General features: G+C 38.1%; 27 protein-coding genes. 4 read left to right on the top strand and 23 right to left on the bottom strand.

Features of this window, described 5'->3' with window-relative positions; genetic code table 11:
• Window positions 1–78 precede the first annotated feature (78 nt).
• The 4 genes from LB467_RS02355 to argS form a co-directional block, all read right to left on the bottom strand.
• Entirely contained in the window at window positions 79–981 is a 903-nt protein-coding gene (locus LB467_RS02355; RefSeq protein WP_224472417.1) for a bifunctional 5,10-methylenetetrahydrofolate dehydrogenase/5,10-methenyltetrahydrofolate cyclohydrolase, read from the bottom strand.
• Between the two features lie 34 nt (window positions 982–1015).
• Complete coding sequence (locus tag LB467_RS02350) at window positions 1016–1384, bottom strand: four helix bundle protein (RefSeq protein WP_224472416.1); 369 nt, start codon at window positions 1382–1384, stop codon at window positions 1016–1018.
• Window positions 1385–1436: 52 nt separating this feature from the next.
• On the bottom strand, window positions 1437–2765 hold the full coding sequence (ffh, locus tag LB467_RS02345) for a signal recognition particle protein (protein ID WP_224472415.1): 1329 nt from the start codon (window positions 2763–2765) through the stop codon (window positions 1437–1439).
• A 204-nt stretch (window positions 2766–2969) separates the two neighbouring features.
• Window positions 2970–4748, bottom strand: a complete 1779-nt coding sequence (gene argS, locus LB467_RS02340; RefSeq protein ID WP_224472414.1) for an arginine--tRNA ligase — start codon at window positions 4746–4748, stop codon at window positions 2970–2972.
• An 89-nt stretch (window positions 4749–4837) separates the two neighbouring features.
• Here argS and LB467_RS02335 point away from each other — a divergent pair, with 89 nt between their 5' ends.
• Both LB467_RS02335 and LB467_RS02330 read left to right on the top strand, forming a co-directional pair.
• A complete protein-coding gene (locus LB467_RS02335; protein WP_224472413.1) occupies window positions 4838–5263 on the top strand; it encodes a hypothetical protein in 426 nt (141 codons plus the stop codon).
• Window positions 5264–5371: 108 nt separating this feature from the next.
• Window positions 5372–6004, top strand: coding sequence for a MarC family protein (locus LB467_RS02330; RefSeq protein WP_224472412.1), 633 nt, complete (start codon window positions 5372–5374; stop codon window positions 6002–6004).
• A 2-nt stretch (window positions 6005–6006) separates the two neighbouring features.
• On the opposite strand, the gene LB467_RS02325 is transcribed toward LB467_RS02330, so the two are convergent.
• Window positions 6007–6210: a hypothetical protein gene (locus LB467_RS02325; protein WP_224472411.1), complete on the bottom strand. Its 204-nt coding sequence runs from the start codon at window positions 6208–6210 to the stop codon at window positions 6007–6009.
• Window positions 6211–6279: 69 nt separating this feature from the next.
• On the opposite strand from LB467_RS02325, the gene LB467_RS02320 reads away from it, so the two are divergent.
• Window positions 6280–7725: an SDR family oxidoreductase gene (locus LB467_RS02320; RefSeq protein ID WP_224472410.1), complete on the top strand. Its 1446-nt coding sequence runs from the start codon at window positions 6280–6282 to the stop codon at window positions 7723–7725.
• A 72-nt stretch (window positions 7726–7797) separates the two neighbouring features.
• Window positions 7798–9288: a BCCT family transporter gene (locus LB467_RS02315; protein WP_224472409.1), complete on the top strand. Its 1491-nt coding sequence runs from the start codon at window positions 7798–7800 to the stop codon at window positions 9286–9288.
• Window positions 9289–9753: 465 nt separating this feature from the next.
• Here LB467_RS02315 and ctlX read toward each other — a convergent pair whose 3' ends face one another.
• From ctlX to rpsE, 18 genes are all read right to left on the bottom strand, one after another.
• Window positions 9754–10680 carry a citrulline utilization hydrolase CtlX gene (gene ctlX / locus LB467_RS02310; protein ID WP_224472408.1) on the bottom strand — a complete coding sequence of 309 codons (927 nt, stop codon included), beginning with the start codon at window positions 10678–10680 and terminating at the stop codon, window positions 9754–9756.
• A gap of 4 nt (window positions 10681–10684) precedes the next feature.
• Window positions 10685–11596 carry a dimethylarginine dimethylaminohydrolase family protein gene (locus LB467_RS02305; RefSeq protein WP_224472407.1) on the bottom strand — a complete coding sequence of 304 codons (912 nt, stop codon included), beginning with the start codon at window positions 11594–11596 and terminating at the stop codon, window positions 10685–10687.
• A gap of 83 nt (window positions 11597–11679) precedes the next feature.
• Window positions 11680–12963: a citrate synthase gene (locus LB467_RS02300; RefSeq protein WP_224472406.1), complete on the bottom strand. Its 1284-nt coding sequence runs from the start codon at window positions 12961–12963 to the stop codon at window positions 11680–11682.
• Between the two features lie 199 nt (window positions 12964–13162).
• Window positions 13163–14449 (bottom strand): phosphopyruvate hydratase, encoded by a 1287-nt coding sequence (eno, locus tag LB467_RS02295; protein WP_224472405.1) that lies wholly within the window; start codon window positions 14447–14449, stop codon window positions 13163–13165.
• A gap of 253 nt (window positions 14450–14702) precedes the next feature.
• Window positions 14703–15383, bottom strand: a complete 681-nt coding sequence (locus LB467_RS02290; RefSeq protein WP_224472404.1) for a hypothetical protein — start codon at window positions 15381–15383, stop codon at window positions 14703–14705.
• Window positions 15365–15973, bottom strand: a complete 609-nt coding sequence (locus LB467_RS02285; protein WP_224472403.1) for a DUF3575 domain-containing protein — start codon at window positions 15971–15973, stop codon at window positions 15365–15367. Before LB467_RS02285 ends, LB467_RS02290 begins: the two co-directional genes overlap by 19 nt.
• Before the next feature lie 83 nt (window positions 15974–16056).
• Window positions 16057–17169: a glutamine-hydrolyzing carbamoyl-phosphate synthase small subunit gene (gene carA, locus LB467_RS02280; RefSeq protein ID WP_224472402.1), complete on the bottom strand. Its 1113-nt coding sequence runs from the start codon at window positions 17167–17169 to the stop codon at window positions 16057–16059.
• A gap of 129 nt (window positions 17170–17298) precedes the next feature.
• Window positions 17299–17808 (bottom strand): 50S ribosomal protein L17, encoded by a 510-nt coding sequence (gene rplQ, locus LB467_RS02275; protein WP_224472401.1) that lies wholly within the window; start codon window positions 17806–17808, stop codon window positions 17299–17301.
• A gap of 69 nt (window positions 17809–17877) precedes the next feature.
• Window positions 17878–18870, bottom strand: a complete 993-nt coding sequence (locus tag LB467_RS02270; protein ID WP_224466047.1) for a DNA-directed RNA polymerase subunit alpha — start codon at window positions 18868–18870, stop codon at window positions 17878–17880.
• 20 nt (window positions 18871–18890) lie between these two features.
• Entirely contained in the window at window positions 18891–19496 is a 606-nt protein-coding gene (rpsD, locus tag LB467_RS02265) for a 30S ribosomal protein S4 (protein ID WP_224472400.1), read from the bottom strand.
• 91 nt (window positions 19497–19587) lie between these two features.
• Window positions 19588–19974 carry a 30S ribosomal protein S11 gene (gene rpsK, locus LB467_RS02260; protein ID WP_037319270.1) on the bottom strand — a complete coding sequence of 129 codons (387 nt, stop codon included), beginning with the start codon at window positions 19972–19974 and terminating at the stop codon, window positions 19588–19590.
• Between the two features lie 8 nt (window positions 19975–19982).
• On the bottom strand, window positions 19983–20357 hold the full coding sequence (gene rpsM / locus LB467_RS02255) for a 30S ribosomal protein S13 (protein WP_224472399.1): 375 nt from the start codon (window positions 20355–20357) through the stop codon (window positions 19983–19985).
• 2 nt (window positions 20358–20359) lie between these two features.
• On the bottom strand, window positions 20360–20476 hold the full coding sequence (gene ykgO, locus LB467_RS02250) for a type B 50S ribosomal protein L36 (protein ID WP_013305171.1): 117 nt from the start codon (window positions 20474–20476) through the stop codon (window positions 20360–20362).
• Between the two features lie 118 nt (window positions 20477–20594).
• Complete coding sequence (gene infA / locus LB467_RS02245; protein WP_013073244.1) at window positions 20595–20810, bottom strand: translation initiation factor IF-1; 216 nt, start codon at window positions 20808–20810, stop codon at window positions 20595–20597.
• Between the two features lie 2 nt (window positions 20811–20812).
• Window positions 20813–22150 carry a preprotein translocase subunit SecY gene (gene secY, locus LB467_RS02240; protein ID WP_224472398.1) on the bottom strand — a complete coding sequence of 446 codons (1338 nt, stop codon included), beginning with the start codon at window positions 22148–22150 and terminating at the stop codon, window positions 20813–20815.
• 11 nt (window positions 22151–22161) lie between these two features.
• The gene (gene rplO / locus LB467_RS02235) at window positions 22162–22614 is read right to left on the bottom strand and encodes a 50S ribosomal protein L15 (protein WP_224472397.1); all 453 of its coding nucleotides are present in this window, start codon (window positions 22612–22614) and stop codon (window positions 22162–22164) included.
• A 9-nt stretch (window positions 22615–22623) separates the two neighbouring features.
• On the bottom strand, window positions 22624–22806 hold the full coding sequence (gene rpmD, locus LB467_RS02230; RefSeq protein ID WP_224472396.1) for a 50S ribosomal protein L30: 183 nt from the start codon (window positions 22804–22806) through the stop codon (window positions 22624–22626).
• A gap of 13 nt (window positions 22807–22819) precedes the next feature.
• Window positions 22820–23344, bottom strand: coding sequence for a 30S ribosomal protein S5 (rpsE, locus tag LB467_RS02225; RefSeq protein WP_224472395.1), 525 nt, complete (start codon window positions 23342–23344; stop codon window positions 22820–22822).

Below are 23344 nucleotides of genomic sequence, written 5' to 3'. Positions count from 1 at the left end.
TAAAAAGTCCTATCAGCTCCCGAAAAATTAATTGGGATTGATAGGACTTTTTATATCCTGAAAAGCTCTAATTAGATATTAAACTTTGCTTTTTTCTTTCGCTCTTTTTTTATGACGTTCGGTTGCCAGCAAGGTATTTTTAAGTAGCATGGAAACCGTCATTGGTCCTACTCCCCCGGGAACAGGTGTGATATAAGAAGCTCGTTTGCTTACATTCTCAAAATCTACATCGCCTTTTATCACATAACCTTTTTCGGCTTCATCATTGGGTACCCTGGTAATTCCCACATCAATGATTACCGCATCATCTTTAATCATTTCTGTTTTAAGGAAATCTGGAATTCCAACGGCGATAATTATAATATCAGCCTGTGAGGTAATTTGGGTAATATTTTTAGTAAATTCATGGGTTAAGGTTACCGTTGAATTTCCGGGAAAACCACTTCTTCCCATCAAAATGCTCATTGGCCTTCCAACTATATAACTTCTACCAATAACCACGGTATGCTTCCCTTTGGTAGGAATGTCATATCGTTCCAGTAATTCCAGGATTCCAAACGGAGTAGCCGGAATAAAAGAAGTCATATCCAAAGCCATTTTCCCAAAGTTGGTAGGGTGAAAACCATCTACATCCTTATCTGGATCTACAGCATTTAGTACTTTTTGAGTGTCGATTTGTGGCGGTAAAGGCAACTGAACAATAAACCCGTCTATATCGTCATTTTGGTTTAACTCCTCGATCTTATCCAGTAATTCAATTTCATTCACAGTATTTGGAAGGCGATACAATGATGATTTGAAACCTACACGTTTACAGGATTTTACTTTTGCATTTACATAGGTTAAGCTGGCTCCGTCGTTTCCGACAATAATCGCAGCCAAATGCGGAACTTTCTCGCCTCTTTTTTTAATCTTTTCAACCTCAGCAGCAATCTCATCTTTAATATCGTTGCTGGTTTTTTTTCCGTCTAATATAGTCATGTTCAGTTAGCAGTAATTAGTTGGCAGTTAGCAGTCAGTTTTTGACTCCAAATTTACCTGGATTATTTTTCATATAATTTATCAGTTTTCCAACCTCCTCACTTTGGGATTGTAAAACTATTTTATCTTTCTCTGGTAAGTAATTACAAGCTTCAGCAAAATCCAGCCATAATTGGGTTTCAGCATTTTCAGAATCAGCGTCTGTAAGTTTATTTGCAAAATATTTTGGATACTCCCTTTTACGATAAGCTTCTGCAATTGCAGCACAAACACTTCTTGATGATCGTACAATTTGATTACTTAAACCATATCTTTCTTCCACAGGAAAAGTTTTGGAAAGTTTAAAAATTTCCATTGCCAGATCAAAGGCTTTTTGATATGCATATAAGGATTTAAAACTCATATTTACTGCCAACTGAGACTGCCCACTGCTAACTTAAAAACTGCTTACTCAACTACTTCATCCCCTTCATCATCTGTATCATCTTCTGGCCACCACCGCCTTGCATCATCTTCATCATTTTGCCCATCTGATTGAATTGCTTCAACAATTGGTTTACTTCCTGTACCGTTGTTCCCGAACCTTTGCTGATTCGTTTTTTTCGGCTGGAATTTATAATCTTTGGATTACTTCTTTCGTCTGGTGTCATCGAGTGGATTATCGCTTCAATTCCTTTAAAGGCATCGTCATCAATATCTACATCTTTCAGCATTTTTCCTGCTCCCGGAATCATCCCCATAAGGTCTTTCATAGACCCCATCTTCTTGATTTGCTGTAATTGTTTCAGGAAATCGTCAAACCCAAACTGGTTTTTTGCAATTTTCTTCTGAAGTTTTCTCGCTTCCTCTTCATCATATTGTTCCTGGGCGCGTTCCACAAGGGAAACAACATCACCCATTCCCAAAATCCTATCGGCCATACGGTCTGGATAGAACACATCCAATGCATCCATTTTCTCCCCGGTACCGATAAATTTAATAGGCTTATTAACTACAGACTTAATGGAGATCGCCGCACCACCACGGGTATCACCATCTAATTTTGTAAGGATTACCCCGTCAAAATTCAATCTTTCATTAAAGGTTTTTGCGGTATTTACCGCATCCTGACCCGTCATAGAATCTACCACGAATAAAGTTTCGTGTGGTTGAATAGCTTCGTGGATATTTGTGATCTCGGTCATCATCACCTCATCTACAGCTAAACGACCGGCGGTATCTATAATTACTACATTGTGACCATTTTCCTTAGCGTGCGCAATTGCAGCTTTGGAAATAGCAACAGGATCCTGGTTACCTTCATCTGAAAAAACCTCAACACCAACCTGCTCACCAACTACGTGTAACTGATTTATCGCCGCGGGACGGTAAACATCACAGGCAACCAAAAGTGGTTTTTTAGTCTTTTTAGTTTTAAGAAAATTCGCAAGTTTTCCAGAAAAAGTAGTTTTACCACTACCCTGTAATCCAGACATTAGAATAATAGAAGGATCACCGGAAAGGTTAATCCCTTCGGCTTCCCCACCCATTAATTGGGTAAGTTCATCTTTTACCAGTTTCACCATCATCTGGCCCGGCTTCAATGCAGTTAACACATCCTGCCCAAGCGCTTTTTCTTTCACGACATTAGTGAAATCTTTGGCAATTTTATAGTTCACATCGGCATCAACCAAAGCACGTCTAACTTCCTTTAAAGTTTCGGCAACGTTTACCTCGGTAATCTGGCCGTGCCCTTTTAAAACGTGTAAGGCATTATCTAACTTATCACTTAAACTATCAAACATAATTTCTACTGTGGTTTAATTTCCCAAAGAGGGTATAATTCTGCCGAGGCTAGCCTCGATATTTTGAAAACTTTTTTCATTTAAAACCTCCTCGAATTTTCCCGGGGTTTTTATTTTGTATTCCAACGAATTGCAAATTTAATGATTTGAGCCTGAAGTGAAAAGTTTTTATTTCACTCCTATTTCAATTTTCATTAACTAGATCTACATTCTTTCCGGCACCTGAATTCCCAACAAGTTGAAGGAAGATTTTATAACATTCCCCACGCTATTGGCCAATTGTACCCTTAAGGTTTTTTCTGAAAGATCTTCGGTTCCTAAAATCGTTACATTTTGATAAAATGAATTGAATTCTTTTACAAGATCGTAAGTGTAATTTGCAATTAGCGCCGGACTATGGTTTTCTGCCGCTAATTGAATTATTTCAGGATATAACTGAAGCTGTTTAATTAAAGACCGCTCCTTTTCGTGAAATTGATAATCTTCTATCAACTTCTTAAAATCGAAATCGGCTTTTCTAATTATAGACTGAATCCTGGCGTAGGTATACTGAATAAACGGCCCGGTATTTCCTTGAAAATCTACCGACTCTTCCGGATTGAATAAGATTCGTTTTTTAGGATCTACTTTTAAAATATAATATTTCAAAGCACCCAAACCAATCATTTGGTAGAGCTCTTCTTTTTCAACATCAGTATAACCCTCTAATTTCCCTAATTCTTCAGAAATATTCCTGGCAGTTTCGGTCATTTCAGCAATGAGATCGTCGGCATCAACCACCGTACCTTCACGACTTTTCATTTTTCCGCTAGGCAGATCTACCATTCCATAACTTAAATGATACAGGTAATCTGCCCAGTCGAAACCTAGTTTTTTCAGGATTAAAAACAAGACTTTAAAGTGGTAATCCTGTTCGTTCCCCACGGTGTAAACCATCCCGTTAATATCGAAATCTTTCACCCTTTGAATGGCGGTTCCAATATCCTGCGTCATATAAACCGCGGTGCCATCGCTTCGCAAAACGATTTTTTCGTCCAGGCCTTCATCGGTAAGGTCTATCCAAACACTGCCGTCTTCTTTTTTATAAAAAACGCCTTTTTCAAGCCCCTGGTTTACCACATCTTTCCCCAACAGGTAAGTATCGCTTTCGTAATAATTCTTATCGAAATCTACGCCTAAAGCGTCATAGGTTTTCTCAAATCCGTTATAAACCCATTGGTTCATTTTCTCCCAAAGGGCAACAACTTCGGGATCGCCGGCTTCCCATTTTAGCAACATCTGTTTTGCTTCAACCAAAATTGGCGCTTCAGCTTTTGCGGCCTCTTCAGAAATACCTTTGATTTCCATTAATTCGGAAATTTCTTTTTTGTATTCCTGGTCAAATTTCACGTAGTAATTCCCGACTAATTTATCGCCTTTTAATCCAGTAGATTCCGGGGTTTCTCCATTTCCGAAACGCTCCCAGGCTAACATAGATTTACAAATATGGATTCCGCGATCGTTAATGATCTGGGTTTTGTAAGATTTATTTCCGGCGGCACTTAATATTTCAGCAACAGAAAAGCCTAAAAGTATATTTCTTATATGCCCTAAATGCAATGGTTTGTTGGTATTTGGTGAAGAATATTCAACCATAATTCCCTGCGCATTTTCAGCTGCGGGAATAATACCGAAATCTTCCCTGTTTTTCATTTCGTTGAAAAAATCAAGAAAATAGGCATCGCTTAAAACGATATTCAAAAAGCCTTTAACAACATTGAATCCGGAAACTTCAGTAACATTTTCAGCTAAATAACTTCCGATTTCTTCTCCCAGTTTTACGGGATTAGTTTTAAGCTGACGAAGCATTGGGAAAGTCACCAAAGTAATATCGCCTTCAAAATCCTTACGAGTAGGCTGAAATTCCAGGTTTTCGATTTCAACATCATAGGTTTTTTTAACAGCATCCTTTACGTGTGCAGCGAGAGTACTTTGGAGTTTCATTTCTTACTTCTGTTTATAGTTTTAAGCCCTGCAAAGATAACAGAAAATAGGCTTTTGCCTATATTTTACCTATCTTTAAACAAAAAGCTATGTTATTAAATATCTCCTATAACCGTGCGAAAACCAAAGAGAAAATTGATAAGGAAGTAGGCAAGCCATTTACGCTGCTGGCCCGTATGAAATTAAACGGAACAGGATCGCCTAAACTACAGATTACCGATACCAGTATTGATATTCACAATCTCCTCGTTTTAGATAATAATGCTAACATCTGTAATGTTGAAATGCGGCCTAACGGGATTATTGTCATGTTTAGGTCTTTACTGGAAACTTATGCGCTGATTATCCCCTATTATAAACTTCACCTTTACAAAGGCAAAGCTGAGGAATATTCCATTTACAGGGATCATTCCAAAATTAAGGTAAGGGCCGACACGCCTGCTATCCATAAATATTTTAAAAAGATTCTGGATTATAAATCGGATAACGCACTTACCCAGGTGGAAGATCTTTAACCATAACTTTACAAGACCTTTTCTGTTTATCTATTTTTAATAATCTAAGATTAATTCCGGCTTAATTTTTAATCGGCACTTCTGAAGCAATTTTGCCAAAAAAAAATAATGGAATTATTTATCTATGTTTTCGCTGCTTTGTTTTCAGTAATAAATCCACTTGGAACAGTGCCAATTTTTGTAGGTCTAACCCAGGAACATTCTGCGTCGGAACGCTCTAAAACCTCTCTGCTTACCGCTATTAATATTTTTGTGATCCTGACGATCTCATTTTTCACCGGAAGATTTATTTTACATTTCTTCGGAATCAGCATTGAATCGCTAAGAATTGCCGGCGGACTAATAATTGTAACTTCGGGATTCGCTTTGCTTACCGGTTCTTTTTCAAAACATAAAGGAATGGAAAAAGAAAGGGTGAAAGACGATGCTTTTCAGAGGGATAGTGTTTCCCTTACTCCGCTGGCTATCCCAATGCTGGCAGGGCCCGGATCTATTTCACTTCTTATAGGCATGTATGATGATTACACGGTAATTTCTGAAAAAATCATTACCATTTTCGCCATTCTTGCCGTTTGTATAGCGACTTTCCTGGTTTTAAGAAGTTCTCATTACATCGTGAAAATGCTGGGAGCTTCGGGAATTAATGCTATTTCCAGAATTATTGGGTTTGTTGTAATCGCTATTGGGATTGAATATATCAGCTTTTCAGTAGTCGCTGTATTAAATTCAGCTTTGAACTAAAGTTAGCGTTTCCCAAATGCGAGCCCGCCTATAAGGGCTAAAACGCCGAAACCTATCATCGCGTAAGATTGGGTGTTATCACCATGAGCTTCAACTTGCAGAGGCCCGGCATCTATAGCGAATTCAGGAGTAATTAATTGGTATACGCCGTAAGCAATCATTCCTATTCCAATTACCAAAAGCACTATTTTAAGGACGTTATTCATTTTATAAAGTTTTACTAATCCAGGGGAAAAGTACTAATTTAATTGTTATTTTAAGCTTAAAATCTTTCTATGAGAATTCTTCTTACGGGTGCCAACGGTTATATAGGAATGCGAATGCTCCCCGAACTCCTTGCACAAGGCCACGAAGTGATTTGCGCAGTGCGGAATAAAAACCGTTTTACTTCCAACGAAGAATTGCTCGAAAAAGTAGAGATCGTAGAACTCGATTTTTTAAAAGATGAAGGAGCTCCCGAAAAAATAAAGAATATAGATGTAGCCTATTATCTTATTCATTCTATGAGCGGATCTACTGAGGATTTTGAAAGTCAGGAAGCCGAGGCCGCGAAGAATTTTAATAAAATAATGGCCGGCACTTCCGTTAACCAGGTAATTTATTTAAGCGGAATTATTAATGAAGAAGAACTTTCCAAACATCTAAAATCCAGAAAAAAGGTTGAAGAAATTCTTTATAGTGGCAGTTTTAAAGTCACAGTACTTAGAGCCGCGATTATTGTGGGCTCTGGTAGTTCCTCCTTTGAAATCATAAGGGACTTATGCGAGAAGTTACCGGTAATGATAACCCCAAAATGGGTTGAAACTAAATGCCAGCCAATTTCCATTCGCGATATTATTAAATTTCTAACCGGGGTAATCGGGAAAGAAGAATGTTATAATGAATCTTTTGACGTTGGCGGTCCAGATGTGCTCACTTACAAAGAGATGATGTTGAAATATGCTGAAGTTCGTAAACTCAAATTATGGATTTTGAGTGTACCGGTTATGTCGCCAAAACTTTCCTCCTACTGGCTTTATTTCGTAACCTCTACTTCTTACAAACTTGCCCAAAACCTGGTAGACAGCATGAGTGTTGAAGTGATTACTAAAGACACTCGTTTACAGGATATCCTTAATATTGAACCCATTTCATATACCGAAGCCATAGAACTTGCTTTCTACAAAATCGAACAAAACCAGGTAATTTCCAGTTGGAAAGATTCTTTAAGTAGTGGTCGCTTTAGCAAAGAATTGAACAAATACATACAAGTGCCAAAATACGGCTGCCTTCAGGATAAACAATCGGCCAAGGTAGAAGATCCTGATAAAGTACTGGAACGCATCTGGGCTATTGGTGGCTTAAACGGCTGGTATTACGGAAACTGGTTATGGAAATTTCGAGGTTATATCGATAAGTTTTTTGGTGGGGTAGGATTACGTCGTGGAAGAACCCATCCTAATAGAATAGCTTCGGGAGATTCTTTAGATTTTTGGCGGGTACTCTTAGCCGATAAAGAAGAAAGAAGGCTCCTGCTATTTGCGGAAATGAAAGTTCCCGGCGAGGCCTGGTTAGAATTTTGTATCGATAAAGAAAACATTTTGCACCAAACCGCCACGTTTAGACCTAAAGGAATCTGGGGTAGGTTATATTGGTATGCTATGTATCCCTTTCACTATTTTATTTTTGAAGGAATGCTGAATAAAATTGCCAAAGGCGAGCCAAAAAAGCAAATCGCCTGATTCCTTCTTATTTGTTTAAATTTGAAATACCACTTATTGGCAAACCAAATACAAACTGAAAAGCAGTAAATTTTGACGCAACTGTCCCGGGAATTTCTTAAAAATCCGTTGCTTTATATTGCTTCGGGAATTTTGTTTTTTCTCGCGCTTTTCATCTTTTTCTTTACCGAATTTTTCTATAAAATAATCGAAAACGGCTCTGTTCAGGTACGGGAGTTTTTCGGTGGATTTTATTTATGGCTTGGCTTATTATGCGTATTCTTTCTCATTTTCATAGCCTTTTCCAAATTTGGAAAAATAAAACTTGGGAATTCACCACCGGAATTCGACGGACTCTCCTGGATCGCGATGTTATACAGTGCGGGAATGGGCGCCGGGATTTTACTAAGAGCAGTACAGGAACCGGTTTTTATGTTTTTGAATCCCCCGATACAAACCGGTTCTGCACCAGATATAATTGCCCTGGAGTATACTTTTTACCAGTGGGGTTTCACCGCCTGGGCCTTTTACGGGATTTTCGCCCTACTTATCGCCTACGCTCTTTTTGTTCGAAAATCTGATATTCTTTTGGGTACAAGCTTACCTCAATTAAAGAAGATTAAACACCTGCCGCAGGGTGTAAATCTGCTCACTATTCTTACTACAGTTTTTGGTCTGGTAGCGGCAATTGTTTTGGGCACGACACAAATTGAAGGTGGCATTAGTCATCTTACTTCAAAATCAGCGGGAACGCTTTGGATTACAATTCTCCTGGTTTTTGTGATTTGTCTTCTGGCATTTATTTCGGCCTTCGCCGGAATAAAAAAAGGCATAAAAAGAATTTCCAACTGGAACATCTACGTGACCGTTATTTTAATGTCTTTCGTATTTTTCCAGGTAGATATGCTGAAGGTTTTTAGTCGGTTCTTCGAGTCTTTTTACAGCTATATCGTAGATTTTGTTCCGCTTAGCTTGGCACTTGGAAAGTACAATCCCGGGAAAGAGTTTTTAACCGACTGGACCTATTATTACTGGGCGTTCTGGTTGGCGTGGGCACCTTTCACCGGAATTTTTATCGCCAGGATTTCTAAAGGAAGAAGCATTCGAGAAATGATCCTGGGAGTTTTACTTATTCCGTCGCTGGGGAGTTTCTTTTGGTTTAGCATTTTTGGTTCTGCTTCTTTTGATCTTATAGGAAATATGAATTCCTACAGCGGCGAATTTGATAATGTTTTCACTTCCTTATTTCGATTTTTTGAAGCTTTCCCCCTGTCAAATTTTATTAATATCGTAACGATAATTTTACTAGTTAGTTTTTTAGTGACCTCGGTAGATTCAGCCATTTATGTATTGAGTATGTTTAGCGATAAAGGGAAAGAGCACCCCAGGAAGAAATTCAGATTAATCTGGGCGATTTTAATCCTGGTATTTTCAGAAGCAATAATTATATTGGGGAACATAAAACCCGATAGCGATGTACTCACCGCAATGCAAAAGTTTTTAATAATAAGCTCTTTACCTTTTGCGTTTTTCACCGCCGGGATTATGGTATTGTTTTTAAGGGAATTATACAAAAAGCACTAATTTGTCCTATCGTCATCCTGAACTTGTTTCAGAGCCTGCTCCGAAATTTATTCGGAGATCTAAGTTGTTTATAATTTCCATCATGTTAGAAGCTGAAATAAATTACCATTGACGTATTTTTAAAATCCTGTTATTCAGGCTTGTTTTTATAATTCAAAATGAAACTTAACTGGTATGGAAGTTTCTTTTTTTCATTTTTTGCTCGCCCAAAAAACGAAACAAAAAAGGGCGTCCTATGTGGAGGTGTTTTTTTTGGCAACAGGGCCAAAAAATCGCAAATCAGCAGCTAAATTTTTTCCAAGGCTTCAAAAATTATTAACGCTGCTGATTTTCTACACTCACACACGGAGTTTAAAACTCGCTTTGCTCGAAAACGTCATTTTCCTCCGCTAGGTAATTTTTTTTATCACGGGTCTCAGCTTGACGAAAGTCTCTTAATTATTTTGTCTAAAAAAATATGTAAAACTAAGCCTTCGGTAGAAACACTTCAGCCATCATACAACGGGCGCTGCCGCCACCGCAGGTTTCTATCACTTCAAGGTCACTGCTTAAAATCTCACAATGTTTCTCTATTTTGGTGATTTGATCCCGGGTTAAACTTTTATGAGCCTTAGCGCTCATTACAAGGTATTTTTTATCAAACGCACCCTGTACCTGCAACATATTTCCGGCAAATTCGTGCATTTGGGCTTCAGTAATTGTAATTACCTCCTTGCCGTCATCTTTTAAATGTTTCAATACATTTTTACGTTCCTTGCTATCATCTATAGTATCCAGACAAATAACAGCGAATTTTTCAGCTAAACACATCATTACATTGGTATGATAGATAGCTTTTCTTTTTCCGCCAACACTTTGATTGGCATTGAATATAACCGGCGTAAATTCAAAATCCTCGCAAAATTCTATCAAAAGATCTTCATCCGCCCTAGGAGACAAAGCGCAATAAGCTTTTTGATTTTCCCTGTCCAGTAAAAGGCTGCCGGTACCTTCCAAAAACAGATCGTGCTCTTCAGCTGAAGTATAATCTACTATTTGCGTGATCTTGAAGCCGTTTTCTTCTAATTTGGCGAAATACTCCATACGACGCTCTTTCCTCCTGTTTTCGGCAAACATCGGATATAGAGCGATATGACCATTCTCGTGAAAAGAAACCCAGTTATTTGGAAAAATAGAATCGGGCGTATCGTCTTCCAGCTTATCATCTACCACAACCACATTCACCCCAACTTTCCTAAGTTTTGAAGCAAATTCATCGAATTCTTCCTGAGCACGTTCATTTACATTATCGGCCGTAAGGTCTTTTTGAAAATAGTTGTTTACCGCGGTTTGCTCGTTCATTCTAAACGCTACCGGGCGTACCATTAAAATCGTATCTGTAATCTGTCTCATAATTCTATTCTCTAATTAAAGGTAAGGTTGAACAACGCAAAAGCCCTTCCTGCTTAGAAATTTCAGCATAAGGTACTTCTTCTACCGTAATGCCCTGATCCCTCAACCAGGAGTTTAATCTTGTAAAATTCTTTTCTGAAATTACCACATCTTCATCAATAGAGAAAATATTGGAATTCATATAATACATCTCATCACGAGAAATTTCAAAAACATTTTCTTTTCCGAAGAGATCTACCAGCCAGTTATACTCTTTTTCTTCGAGGAATCCATTTCTATGAATTATCGCCTTGCCTTTTCCCACTGGCTGAAAACAGCAATCCAGGTGTAAAGCGTTATCACGAGGCTCGGTATTTGACTTTCTTAAGTTGAAAGAAACCACTTTTTTATTCGGAAATAACTCCTGCAATGCTTCTACTGCCTGCACGTTGGTGCGTGCCGTGATATAATCTTTATAATCTGCACCACGGTAAGTTCCCACCAGAATGTAGTCGCCCAAAGGCATGACATCGCCGCCTTCTATATGAGCTTCTTCGGGCAATTGAAGTATTTTTGAAGGATTTATTTGCTCAATTACGTGGCTAATAGCTTCAATTTCCTGTTCGCGATCTGGCAGAATGTTAGATTTTATTAATTTATCCTCTATAACAAAGGCGATATCCCGGGTAAAAATCTGGTTGTAATCTTTAATGACTTTTGGCCTAAAAATCTGTACATCATACTTTTTAAGAACTTTGGCTACAGCTTCCATTTCCTCTACCATATCCTCCTCTTTGGGGTACGACCCCATCCTGATGAATTCGGCTGATTTTGGATCGTAGGCATCTTCAAGAGATGGTACAGGACCGTTACTTTCTGCTGTGCCTAAAACCACCGCTTTAAGGCGGGAAGTCTCATTATTGATATTCAATTTCACTAGTTAAATTTTCGTCAAATATAGAAAAAGCTTCATACGATGATGAAGCTTTTTCCGAATTTATTAATATATAAAAGATATTCTTATCTCTTTTCAACTTCTTTAAAGTCACGCAGGTTTGCACCGGTATAAATTTGACGTGGACGCCCTATTGGTTCTTTCATCAATCTCATTTCTCTCCATTGAGCAATCCAACCCGGAAGTCTACCGAGTGCGAACATTACGGTAAACATTTCTACCGGAATACCCAATGCACGGTAAATAATTCCTGAATAGAAATCTACGTTTGGATATAATTTTCTATCTACGAAATATTGATCTTCTAAAGCTTCTTTTTCAAGGCCTTTAGCAATGTCTAATACCGGATCGTCTACACCTAGTTGCCCAAGAACATCATCTGCAGATTTCTTAATGATCTTAGCACGAGGGTCAAAGTTTTTATACACACGGTGACCAAAGCCCATCAGACGAAAAGGATCTTCCTTGTCTTTAGCTTTTGCCATAAATTTCTTGGTATCACCACCATCTTCTTTAATTCTTTCCAGCATTTCTATCACTGCCTGGTTAGCCCCACCGTGAAGTGGTCCCCAAAGTGCAGAAATTCCGGCTGAAATTGAAGCGAAAAGTCCCGCGTGAGAAGAACCAACCATTCTTACCGTGGAAGTAGAACAGTTTTGTTCGTGATCTGCGTGAAGAATTAATAATTTATCTAACGCATCAATAACTGCCTGGTCTACTTTGTAGCTTTTTCCCGGCTTTTCAAACATCATTTTATGAAGGTTCTCAACATAACCTAGTGAATCGTCACCGTAGTTAAGCGGAAGGCTGTTTTTCTTTCTAAGCGTCCAGGCTGCAAGAACCGGGAATTTACCAAGAATTTTTACTATAGCCTTATACATCTCTTCTTCAGATTCAACATTTACTGAAGATGGATTGAAGGCAATAAGCGCACTGGTTAAAGAAGAAAGCACGCCCATTGGGTGCGCAGATTTTGGAAAACCATCGAGGATTTTCTTCATCTCTTCGTCTACCGCAGACTCTTCTTTAATATCAGCGTAAAATTTATCTAATTGGGTCTTGGTTGGCAATTCCCCAAAAATAAGCAGGTAGGCCACTTCAAGGAAATCGGCTTTTTCTGCCAGGTCTTCTATAGCATAACCTCTATAGCGAAGCACTCCTTTTTCCCCGTCAAGGAAAGTAATGGCGCTCTCACAACTTCCTGTATTTTTATAACCACGATCCAGGGTAATAACTCCTGCTTCAGCTCGTAGTTTTTTAATATCTATTCCTAATTCATTTTCAGTTCCTTCTACAACGGGAAATTCGTATTTTTTCCCTTCTATTTCAATCGTCGCGACTTTTGACATATCTAAAATTTATATACTTGATTTAACTTATTTTCGAGAGTTGCTAATTTAAGAAATCTACTGTTAATTTTGCGTTAAGCGTCGATAAGATTTTCACTGAGACAACCGATTTTGGACGTTTTTTTGCTGAATTATCTCAAAAAAAAATCCCTTTTGAACTTTCTTCAAAAGGGATTTGATTTTTATTAGAATTCTCTAATTAGATTTTAAACGCTTTACGCTTTGGAAAATAAGCTACTTCGCCCAATTCCTCTTCAATTCTAATTAACTGATTGTATTTTGCCATACGGTCACTTCTTGAAGCTGAACCGGTTTTGATCTGCCCTGTATTTAAAGCTACAGCAAGATCGGCAATAGTATTATCTTCGGTCTCTCCAGAACGGTGAGACATTACCGAAGTAAATCCGGCGTTGTGCGCCATATTTACTGCTGCAATAGTTTCGGTAAGCGTACCAATCTGGTTTACTTTTATAAGGATAGAATTTGCAATTCCTTCTTCAATTCCTCTTGAAAGTCTTTCAACGTTAGTAACAAAAAGATCATCCCCAACCAACTGAACTTTATCTCCAATTTTATCGGTTAAGGCTTTCCAACCATCCCAGTCGTTTTCATCCATTCCATCTTCAATAGAAATGATAGGATATTTAGTTGAAAGTTCGGCAAGATATTCAGCCTGTTCTTCGCTAGATCTTATTTTTCCACCTTCACCTTCAAATTTCTTATAATCGTATTTTCCGTTTTCATAAAATTCAGCAGCGGCACAATCTAAAGCGATCATTACATCGTCACCTCCTTTATAGCCCGCATTTTTGATAGCTTTCAGAATTGTTTCTAAAGCATCTTCTGTTCCTTCTAATTTTGGCGCGAAACCACCCTCATCACCAACGGCAGTACTTAAACCACGGTCATGTAATACTTTCTTAAGATGATGGAAGATTTCAGTTCCCATTTTTAATGCGTGAGAAAAGCTTTCTGCTTTTACCGGCATTACCATAAATTCCTGAAAAGCGATAGGCGCATCACTGTGCGAACCACCGTTTATAATATTCATCATTGGTACCGGAAGCGTATTAGCGCTAACCCCGCCAATGTAACGGTACAATGGTAAACCAAGTTCGTTTGCTGCAGCTTTAGCCACGGCAAGGGAAACACCTAAAATAGCATTTGCACCTAGTTTTGCTTTATTTGGAGTACCATCAATTTCAATCATTGCTTTATCAATAAGGTTTTGTTCGAAAACAGAATAACCCAATAATTCTTCAGCAATTATATCATTTACATTTTCTACGGCCTTAGTAACACCTTTTCCCATATAATCATCGCCACCATCACGAAGTTCTACTGCTTCGTGCTCACCGGTAGAAGCTCCAGAAGGCACTGCTGCTCTTCCTAAAATTCCATTTTCAGTTAAAACATCTACTTCTACGGTTGGATTTCCTCTTGAGTCAAAAATCTGACGGGCGTGAATATTTATTATTACACTCATAATCTTCTTTAATTAGTTAATTAATTTAAATGCAAGATACAAATTGAAGCCCAAAATAGCGAGTGAAACAGGTAGTTTTAAAGCATTTATAACATTATGGAAACACTAAATGGTTTTCGAAAAGAAAATGACTAAAAGAATCTTAGGAAAAGCTTTTATTTGTTACGGATTTGATTAAATCCTAAAAAAGAAAGGATTTCCGAACTTTAGGATATATATTTTAAAGAAGCCTTAATACGCAAGCAGTATTCTTTTAATCGTTTTCTGAATCGAATGGATTATAATAAAACCTAAATCCCAAACCTATGGTAGAAGTTATAGCTGATTGCATAAATGCATCTTCTGCTGAAAATTGCATCGTTTCCCACACATTATTGGCATTTACCAAAGTATAATGAAGTGAGAGCGCAAACCAGTATTTTGTTGTGATTTGAAAGCCTTCAAAACCAATAGCGAAACTCCAAAAAGAAGTATTGGCCCGAGATTCCTGGGACTCTTTTAAACCAACGTACCTGTTATCATCGCTAAATTCCAGATAATCTGCCCGCCCTGTTAACCAACCGATGTGATATTTTGGCGAAAAAGTGATAAACGCATCTTCATTTCCAAATTTCAATTTGGGATTTAAAGTTAAAACTGAAAAAGTAAAACGTTGACGCAAAAGCCCCTCACTTAAATTATCGATTAGTACAGTTTCATCGTATATCTCTTTTTCTCGAAAGGAACTTCCTCCAAAATCAAAGCCGATTTCTGGAGCAAAAAATTTGAACTGATAAATTTGAGAGCCTACTGAAAATTTTGCGAAGCCGTTATTCTCAAAATCAGTATGCCGGTACATTTCTATGCCCGCATAAAATACAGGATGTTTTTGTGCCTGCAAATGAGAGACGCAAAGAAATAGAAAACAAAAGGCGGTTAATTTGAAAGAAGCCATCCTAATCTTATACCTATAATTGGAGAAAAGAAGGAATCCCCTAACTCATCAAAACCGTAACCCGCACCTAGATTAAGATCTAATTTAAAGCCGCTGCCGTAATAACGCTGCAAGCCCCACACAGGACCAACAACTCCAAAGTAATCAGCTGAATACTCTATGTTACCGATAATGGGTTTTCCTGATTGCAAACCAGTACTTAGCGCTACATAATTAGCACTATTATTTTTTACTGGTTTATCCTTTTGAATTCTATTAGCGAAATTATAATAATAACGATACTGCGCAGCAAAAACCGGAAAGATCGCAAAGAACTTCCCAGATGAACCCGCCCCAAAAGCAAAAGCAGAGGAACCAGCCCTTAAATCAAGAGTAGTAGAATTTGTAAGCCCGTATTCGTATTCCATGCCAGGAGTTAAGATGTTTATTGACAAAAGTCCATCTTCAACAGATGCTGATTCCTGAGCATTAATGGAGAAAAATGAGACAAGGTAAAAGCTGAATAGTAATAATTTTTCATTGATGAATTGTGATGCGTTGTGATGCGTTGTGATGCGTTGTGATGCGTTGTGATGAATTTGTGGCCTCAATTTAGAATAAAATCAGTTTTCACAAAAATAAAGCCCAAAATCTTTAAATTTTGGGCTTTTCCATTAACTTTTATAAAATAAATTTAAGCTTTTGCACCTTTTATTCTATCCATAAATTCATCAAATAAGTAACTCGCATCATGAGGACCCGGACTTGCCTCTGGGTGATATTGTACTGAGAAACAATTTTTGTTTTTCATTGCAATTCCTCCAACGGTATCATCATTAAGGCAAATATGCGTGATCTCTACTTCAGCATTTGCTTCAGTTTCAGCTTTATCTACCGAGAAACCGTGATTTTGGGAAGTGATTTCTCCTTTTCCGGTTTTAAGATTTTTTACCGGGTGATTTATTCCGCGGTGGCCGTGATGCATTTTATAGGTTTTAATCCCATTAGCAATGGCTATAACCTGATGCCCCAAACATATACCAAAAAGAGGATGATCTTTCTCCAGAATAGCTTTGGTAAGCCTAATCGCACTTTCTAAAGGTTGTGGATCTCCGGGACCATTTGAAAGAAAATAACCATCAGGATTCCACTCGCTCATTTCTTCGTAAGTCGCGTTGTATGGAAAAACCTTTACATAGACATCACGCTGTTCAAAATTGCGAAGTATATTCTTTTTAATTCCAATATCCAGCGCTGCAATTTTATAAGTAGCGTTTTCGTTACCGAAATAATAAGGCTCTTTGGTAGACACTTTAGAAGCAAGTTCCAGTCCATTCATATCTGGCACTTTAGCTAGTTCCTTCTTCAGCCCTTCAATATTATCTACATCGGTGGAAATAATCGCGTTCATTGCGCCATTTTCCCGAATGTAAGTCACCAAAGCACGTGTATCTATATCAGAAATCGCGAAAAGGTTACTGTCGTCAAGAAATTCCTGAAGTGATGAATCGGCAGCCTGTCGGGAATGGGTATAACTAAAATTTTTACAGATAAGTCCAGAAATTTTGGCTTTATCAGATTCACTTTCTTCTGCTAGAGTTCCGTAATTTCCAATGTGTGCATTGGTTGTTACCATAAGCTGGCCAAAGTAAGAAGGATCTGTAAAAATCTCCTGGTAACCGGTCATCCCGGTATTAAAACAAACTTCTCCAACGGCTTTACCGTCTTTATCTCCTACAGCCTTACCGTGAAAGATAGTGCCGTCTTCCAGGAGGATAATCGCTTTTTTTCGGGTTTGGTATTTCATTTTAAATAATTTGTTATGTTGTGGGATTCCGTTTACACGGAAATAGACTATTTGGTTTTAATATATAAAAAAAGGATAAACCCAGAGAGTTTATCCTTTTTAGAAAGTAGATTTTTAAAAGATTCATTTCTATTCCTCTTTTTTATCTTCTTTATTTTCTGAAGATTTCTCTTCTGTTTTTCCTTCTGCCTTTGGAGCATTTGGAGTAGCTTCAGTAGATTTCTTTCTACCCGCTCTACGTGTAGATTTCTTCTTCTCTGTTTTACTTAGGTTGTAAGTCTCGTTGTAATCAACTAACTCGATAAGGGCCATATCGGCATTATCCCCAAGACGGTTACCTAATTTAATTACCCTTGTGTATCCACCAGGGCGGTCACCAACTTTAGGAGCTACATCACGAAACAATTCGGCTACAGCTTCCTTTTGGCGAAGTTTACTAAATACTAACCTACGGTTGTGGGTTGTATCTTCTTTAGACTTAGTTACCAAAGGCTCTACAAAAACTTTTAAGGCTTTTGCTTTAGCTACGGTGGTATTGATTCTTTTGTGCTCTATAAGAGAGCAGGCCATATTGGCTAGCATAGACTTCCTGTGAGCGGTCTTTCTACCTAAATGGTTTATTTTCTTTCCGTGTCTCATTGTTTTGTTCTTAATTCATTTTCCCAAAGCGCGATCTTTTGCCGGCTTTTATGGAAAACTACTTATGTATTAGTCCTTATCTAATTTGTATTTTGAAAGGTCCATACCAAAGTTAAGTCCTTTGTTACTTACCAATTCTTCAAGCTCTGTCAAAGATTTCTTTCCGAAGTTTCTAAACTTCATCAAGTCGTTTTTATTGTAAGATACAAGGTCTCCCAGGGTATCGACTTCTGCCGCTTTTAAGCAATTTAAAGCTCTTACTGAAAGATCCATATCTACCAACTTGGTTTTTAGCAACTGTCTCATGTGAAGAGATTCTTCATCATAAGTTTCAGTTTGTGCTATCTCGTCAGCTTCAAGCGTAATACGCTCGTCAGAGAATAACATAAAGTGGTGAATAAGTGTTTTTGCAGCTTCAGTAAGTGCATCTTTTGGATGGATAGAACCGTCGCTTACGATTTCAAAAACCAATTTTTCATAATCGGTTTTTTGCTCTACACGATAGTTTTCAATGCTATACTTAACGTTCTTTATTGGTGTATAAATAGAATCGGTAAATATAGTTCCAAGAGGTGCGTTGGCTTTTTTGTTTTCTTCGGCCGGAACATAACCTCTACCTTTTTCTATGGTCATTTCCATATTCAGGTTGACTTTCTTGTCTGCAGTACAGATCACCTGATCTGGGTTTAGGACCTGAAAGCCTGAAATGAATTTTTGAAAGTGACCGGCAGTAATTTGTTCTTCTCCAGTTATAGAAATGGTAACGGCTTCGTTATCTATTTCATCAATTTGCCTTTTAAACCTTACTTGTTTAAGGTTTAGGATGATTTCTGTTACGTCTTCCACAACTCCAGGAATAGCGGAGAATTCGTGATCTACGCCTTCTATACGAATTGAAGTGATTGCATAACCTTCTAATGAAGATAAAAGCACTCTCCTTAAAGCGTTACCAACGGTTAATCCATAGCCGGGTTCCAAAGGGCGAAATTCAAATTTCCCTTCGAAATCGGTTGAATCAATCATTATAACTTTATCGGGCTTCTGAAAATTTAGTATTGCCATATTACGACTTCTGTGAATTATTATTTCGAATATAATTCGACGATGAATTGTTCATTTATGTTTTCCGGAATCTGAATACGTCCGGGTACTGAAACAAAAGTACCTTCTTTTGTCTCGTTATTCCAGGTAATCCATTCGTAAACACTGCTAGAGTTAGCTAGTGAGTCCTGGATAGCCTGTAAAGATTTTGATTTTTCACGAACACTTACTACATCACCCGCTTTCAATTGGTAAGATGGTATGTTTACCAACTCGCCATTAACCGTAATGTGTCTGTGAGATACGAATTGTCTTGCAGCGCTTCTAGTTGGGGCAATACCCATTCTATAAACAACGTTATCAAGACGGGATTCACAAAGTTGAAGTAGAACTTCACCGGTGATGCCCTGCGCTCTGGTAGCTTTTTTAAACATATTGCTAAACTGACGCTCAAGGATACCATAAGTATACTTTGCTTTTTGCTTTTCCATTAACTGGATAGCATATTCAGATTTTTTACCGCGACGACGGTTGTTACCGTGTTGTCCCGGAGGATAATTTCTTTTTTCAAAAGACTTGTCGTCTCCAAAAATAGCTTCACCGAATTTACGGGCTATTTTAGTCTTTGGACCAGTATATCTTGCCATTAACTTTGAATTTAGAAGAAAGGGATTATGAATTAAGGTCTCTGTCCTTCGATAATCTTAACTCCTCTCTTATTTATTGTTATACTTATTATTAAACTCTACGTCTCTTAGGAGGACGACATCCGTTGTGTGGTAATGGAGTAACATCAATAATTTCTGTTACTTCAATCCCATTGTTGTGAAGCGAACGAATAGCAGATTCTCTACCATTCCCCGGCCCTTTAACGTAAACTTTAACTTTGCGCAAACCAGCTTCGTGAGCTACTTTAGACGCGTCTTCTGCAGCTAACTGGGCAGCATAAGGAGTATTCTTTTTAGAACCCCTAAAACCCATTTTTCCTGCAGATGACCAAGCAATAACATCCCCCTTTTTGTTGGTAAGGGAAACAATAATGTTATTGAAAGAAGCCGTAACGTGCGCTTGTCCTACGGACTCAACGGTTACTTTACGCTTTTTTTGAACTGTCTTCTTTGCCATATTAATTACTATTTAGTCGCTTTCTTCTTGTTAGCAACTGTTTTTCTTCTACCTTTTCTGGTTCTTGAGTTGTTTTTGGTTCTTTGTCCTCTAAGTGGCAAACCACTTCTGTGACGAATACCTCTATAACATCCAATATCCATTAGACGTTTAATACTCAATTGAACTTCTGTACGTAATTCTCCTTCGATTGTAAATTCACCAACGGCTTCACGGATACGACCAATTTCATCATCGTCCCAGTCTGAAACTTTTTTGCTTTCATCTACTTTGGCCTGGCTAAGGATCTTTTGAGCCCTGCTTCTACCAATTCCGAAGATATAGGTCAATGCTATAACTCCTCGCTTTTGTTTAGGTATATCTACCCCTGCAATTCTTGCCATAATTAGCCTTGTCTTTGTTTAAATCTAGGATTCTTTTTGTTAATTACGTAAAGGCGCCCTTTTCTGCGTACAATTTTGCAGTCGGCACTTCTTTTCTTTACTGATGCTCTAACTTTCATCTCTTTAGTTTTTTACAATTCGCTGATTTTGAAATATGCTCAAAATCAGGATTTCAGCATTCATAATTTTTTCAGGTTGCAAAAGTACTGAAAATTTTACAAATAGCTCAAATTACTTTTAGTATCTGTATGTTATACGAGCCTTACTTAAATCGTAAGGACTCATTTCCAGTTTTACTTTATCTCCAGGTAACAATTTAATGTAGTGCATACGCATCTTCCCAGAGATATGAGCTGTCACAACGTGACCATTTTCCAATTCTACACGAAACATTGCATTAGATAATGCTTCTATAATTGTTCCGTCTTGTTCTATTGCCGGTTGTTTTGCCATAATTAAGCTACTGCTTTTCTGTTTTTACCTGTTTTCATTAATCCGTCGTAATGTCTATTCAGCAGGTAAGAATTTACCTGTTGCATAGTATCTATTGCAACTCCAACCATAATTAAAAGCGAGGTTCCTCCAAAAAACAATGCCCATCCTTGTTGCAAACCTAAAAGTTGCACTACAACCGCTGGGAACACAGCAATAAGTGCAAGGAAAATAGATCCTGGCAAGGTAATTTGAGACATAATTCTATCTAAAAACTCAGCGGTTTCAGTTCCGGGACGAATGCCGGGAATAAATCCTCCACTTCGTTTTAGATCATCAGCCATTTTATTGGTAGGTACAGTAATCGCGGTATAGAAGTATGTAAATACAATAATCAATAGTGCAAATACTACATTATACCAAAATCCAAAGATATCACTAAAGGCAGCGGTAACCCCTTGTGCAGCATCAGAATCTGATAGTCCTGCTACGGCGGCCGGGATAAACATAATAGCCTGGGCAAATATAATTGGCATCACACCTGAAGCATTAAGCTTAAGCGGGATGTACTGTCTTGATCCAAAAACGTTCTTTTCGTAACCTCCAGAGGCGGTTCTTCTAGCATATTGTACGGGAATTTGACGTACAGCCATTACCAACATTACCGAAGCAAGAATAATAGCAAACCAAATTACCAATTCAATAAGAATCATAATAAGTCCACCGTTAGATTCAAATACCCTGGAAGCGAATTCCTGAATAAATGCTTGTGGTAAGGTAGCAATAATACCTACCATAATTAATAGCGAAATACCATTACCAATACCTTTGTCGGTTATCTTTTCACCCAGCCACATTGCGAAAATGGTCCCTGTAGTAAGAATTACTACTGCAGAAGCTACAAATGTAACAGTATCACCTAATAAAAAGGCTTGCTGAGGAAGTGTAGCAAAAAGGTTATAGATATAACCGGGTCCCTGAACCAATGTAATTGCAATGGTTAACCAACGGGTGATCTGATTGATCTTACGTCTACCGCTTTCACCTTCTTTTTGTAATTTCTGCAAATAAGGTATCGCAATACCCATTAGCTGAACAACAATAGAAGCCGAGATATATGGCATAATTCCCAAAGCAAACACAGAGGCGTTAGAAAAAGCGCCACCTGTAAATGCGTTTAAGAGGCCAAGAAGACCTCCATCTGTTTGGGATGCCAGATTAGATAGCTGTGAAGCATCTATCCCGGGAAGCACAACCTGTGCCCCAAAACGATAAACTAATAATAGACCGAGGGTTACTAAAATTCTATTTTTTAGCTCCTCGATCTTCCAAATATTCTTAATAGTATTGATGAATTTCATTTGGCTATCTATTATAAAGTAACAACTTCACCTCCGGCAGCTTCTATAGCTTCTTTCGCTGTGGCTGTAAATTTATGAACAGATATTTTCAACTTTGCCTTTAATTCACCTCTACCTAATATCTTAACTGGTTCGTTTTTGCCTACAAGACCGTTTTCGATCAAAGCATTAACATCTACAGTATCTTTAATTTTACCTTCATCAACCAAACGCTGTAAAGTATCAAGATTTACACCCTGGTAAGCTACACGATTTCTGTTAGTGAAACCAAATTTTGGAACACGACGTTGAAGTGGCATCTGCCCACCTTCAAAACCTATCTTCTTGGAGTAACCAGAACGAGATTTAGCCCCTTTGTGACCACGGGTAGCAGTACCACCTTTACCTGATCCTTCTCCACGGCCAACACGCTTGTTGTTACTCTTAACTGAACCTTTTGCAGGTTTTAAGTTATTTAATTCCATGTGAATCTATTATTTTGTTTCCTCAAAGGAAACTAAATGTTTAACTTTATTTACCATACCAAGGATGTTTGGCGTATCGTTATGCTCTACCGTCTGGCCAATTTTCTTAAGACCTAGAGACTCCAAAACCAATTTCTGGTTTTTAGAACGGTTAATAGCACTTTTTACTTTTGTAACTTTTATCTTTCCCATCTTTCTCCTTGATTTATCCTTTAAAAACCTTTTCTAATGAAATACCACGTTGTTTAGCAACTGTATCTGCACTTCTTAATTGAAGTAGCGCATCAAAAGTAGCCTTTACCACGTTGTGTGGGTTTGAAGACCCCTGGTTTTTAGAAAGTACGTCATGCACACCAACAGATTCCAGTACGGCACGAATTGCACCACCGGCTATAATCCCGGTACCAGTTGCAGCAGGTAGCAAAAGAACTCTTGCGCCACCATACTTACCTTTTTGTTCGTGAGGAATGCTTCCCTTATGTAAAGGAATACGTACTAAATTCTTCTTTGCATCTTCCACAGCTTTAGAGATAGCATCGGCAACTTCTTTAGATTTCCCTAAACCTTGCCCAACAACACCATTCTCATCTCCTACTACTACGATAGCAGAAAATCCAAAAGCTCTACCACCTTTGGTTACTTTGGTCACACGTTGTACTCCTACCAAACGGTCTTTTAATTCAAGTCCGCCCGGTTTTACATGTTCTACGTTTTTATAATCTTGATACAT

It is taken from the genome of Salegentibacter tibetensis, assembly GCF_020164485.1.
Taxonomy (GTDB): domain Bacteria; phylum Bacteroidota; class Bacteroidia; order Flavobacteriales; family Flavobacteriaceae; genus Salegentibacter; species Salegentibacter tibetensis.
The sequence above is the reverse complement of the archived record's forward strand: the minus strand, read 5'-3'. Positions and strand labels throughout refer to the sequence as shown.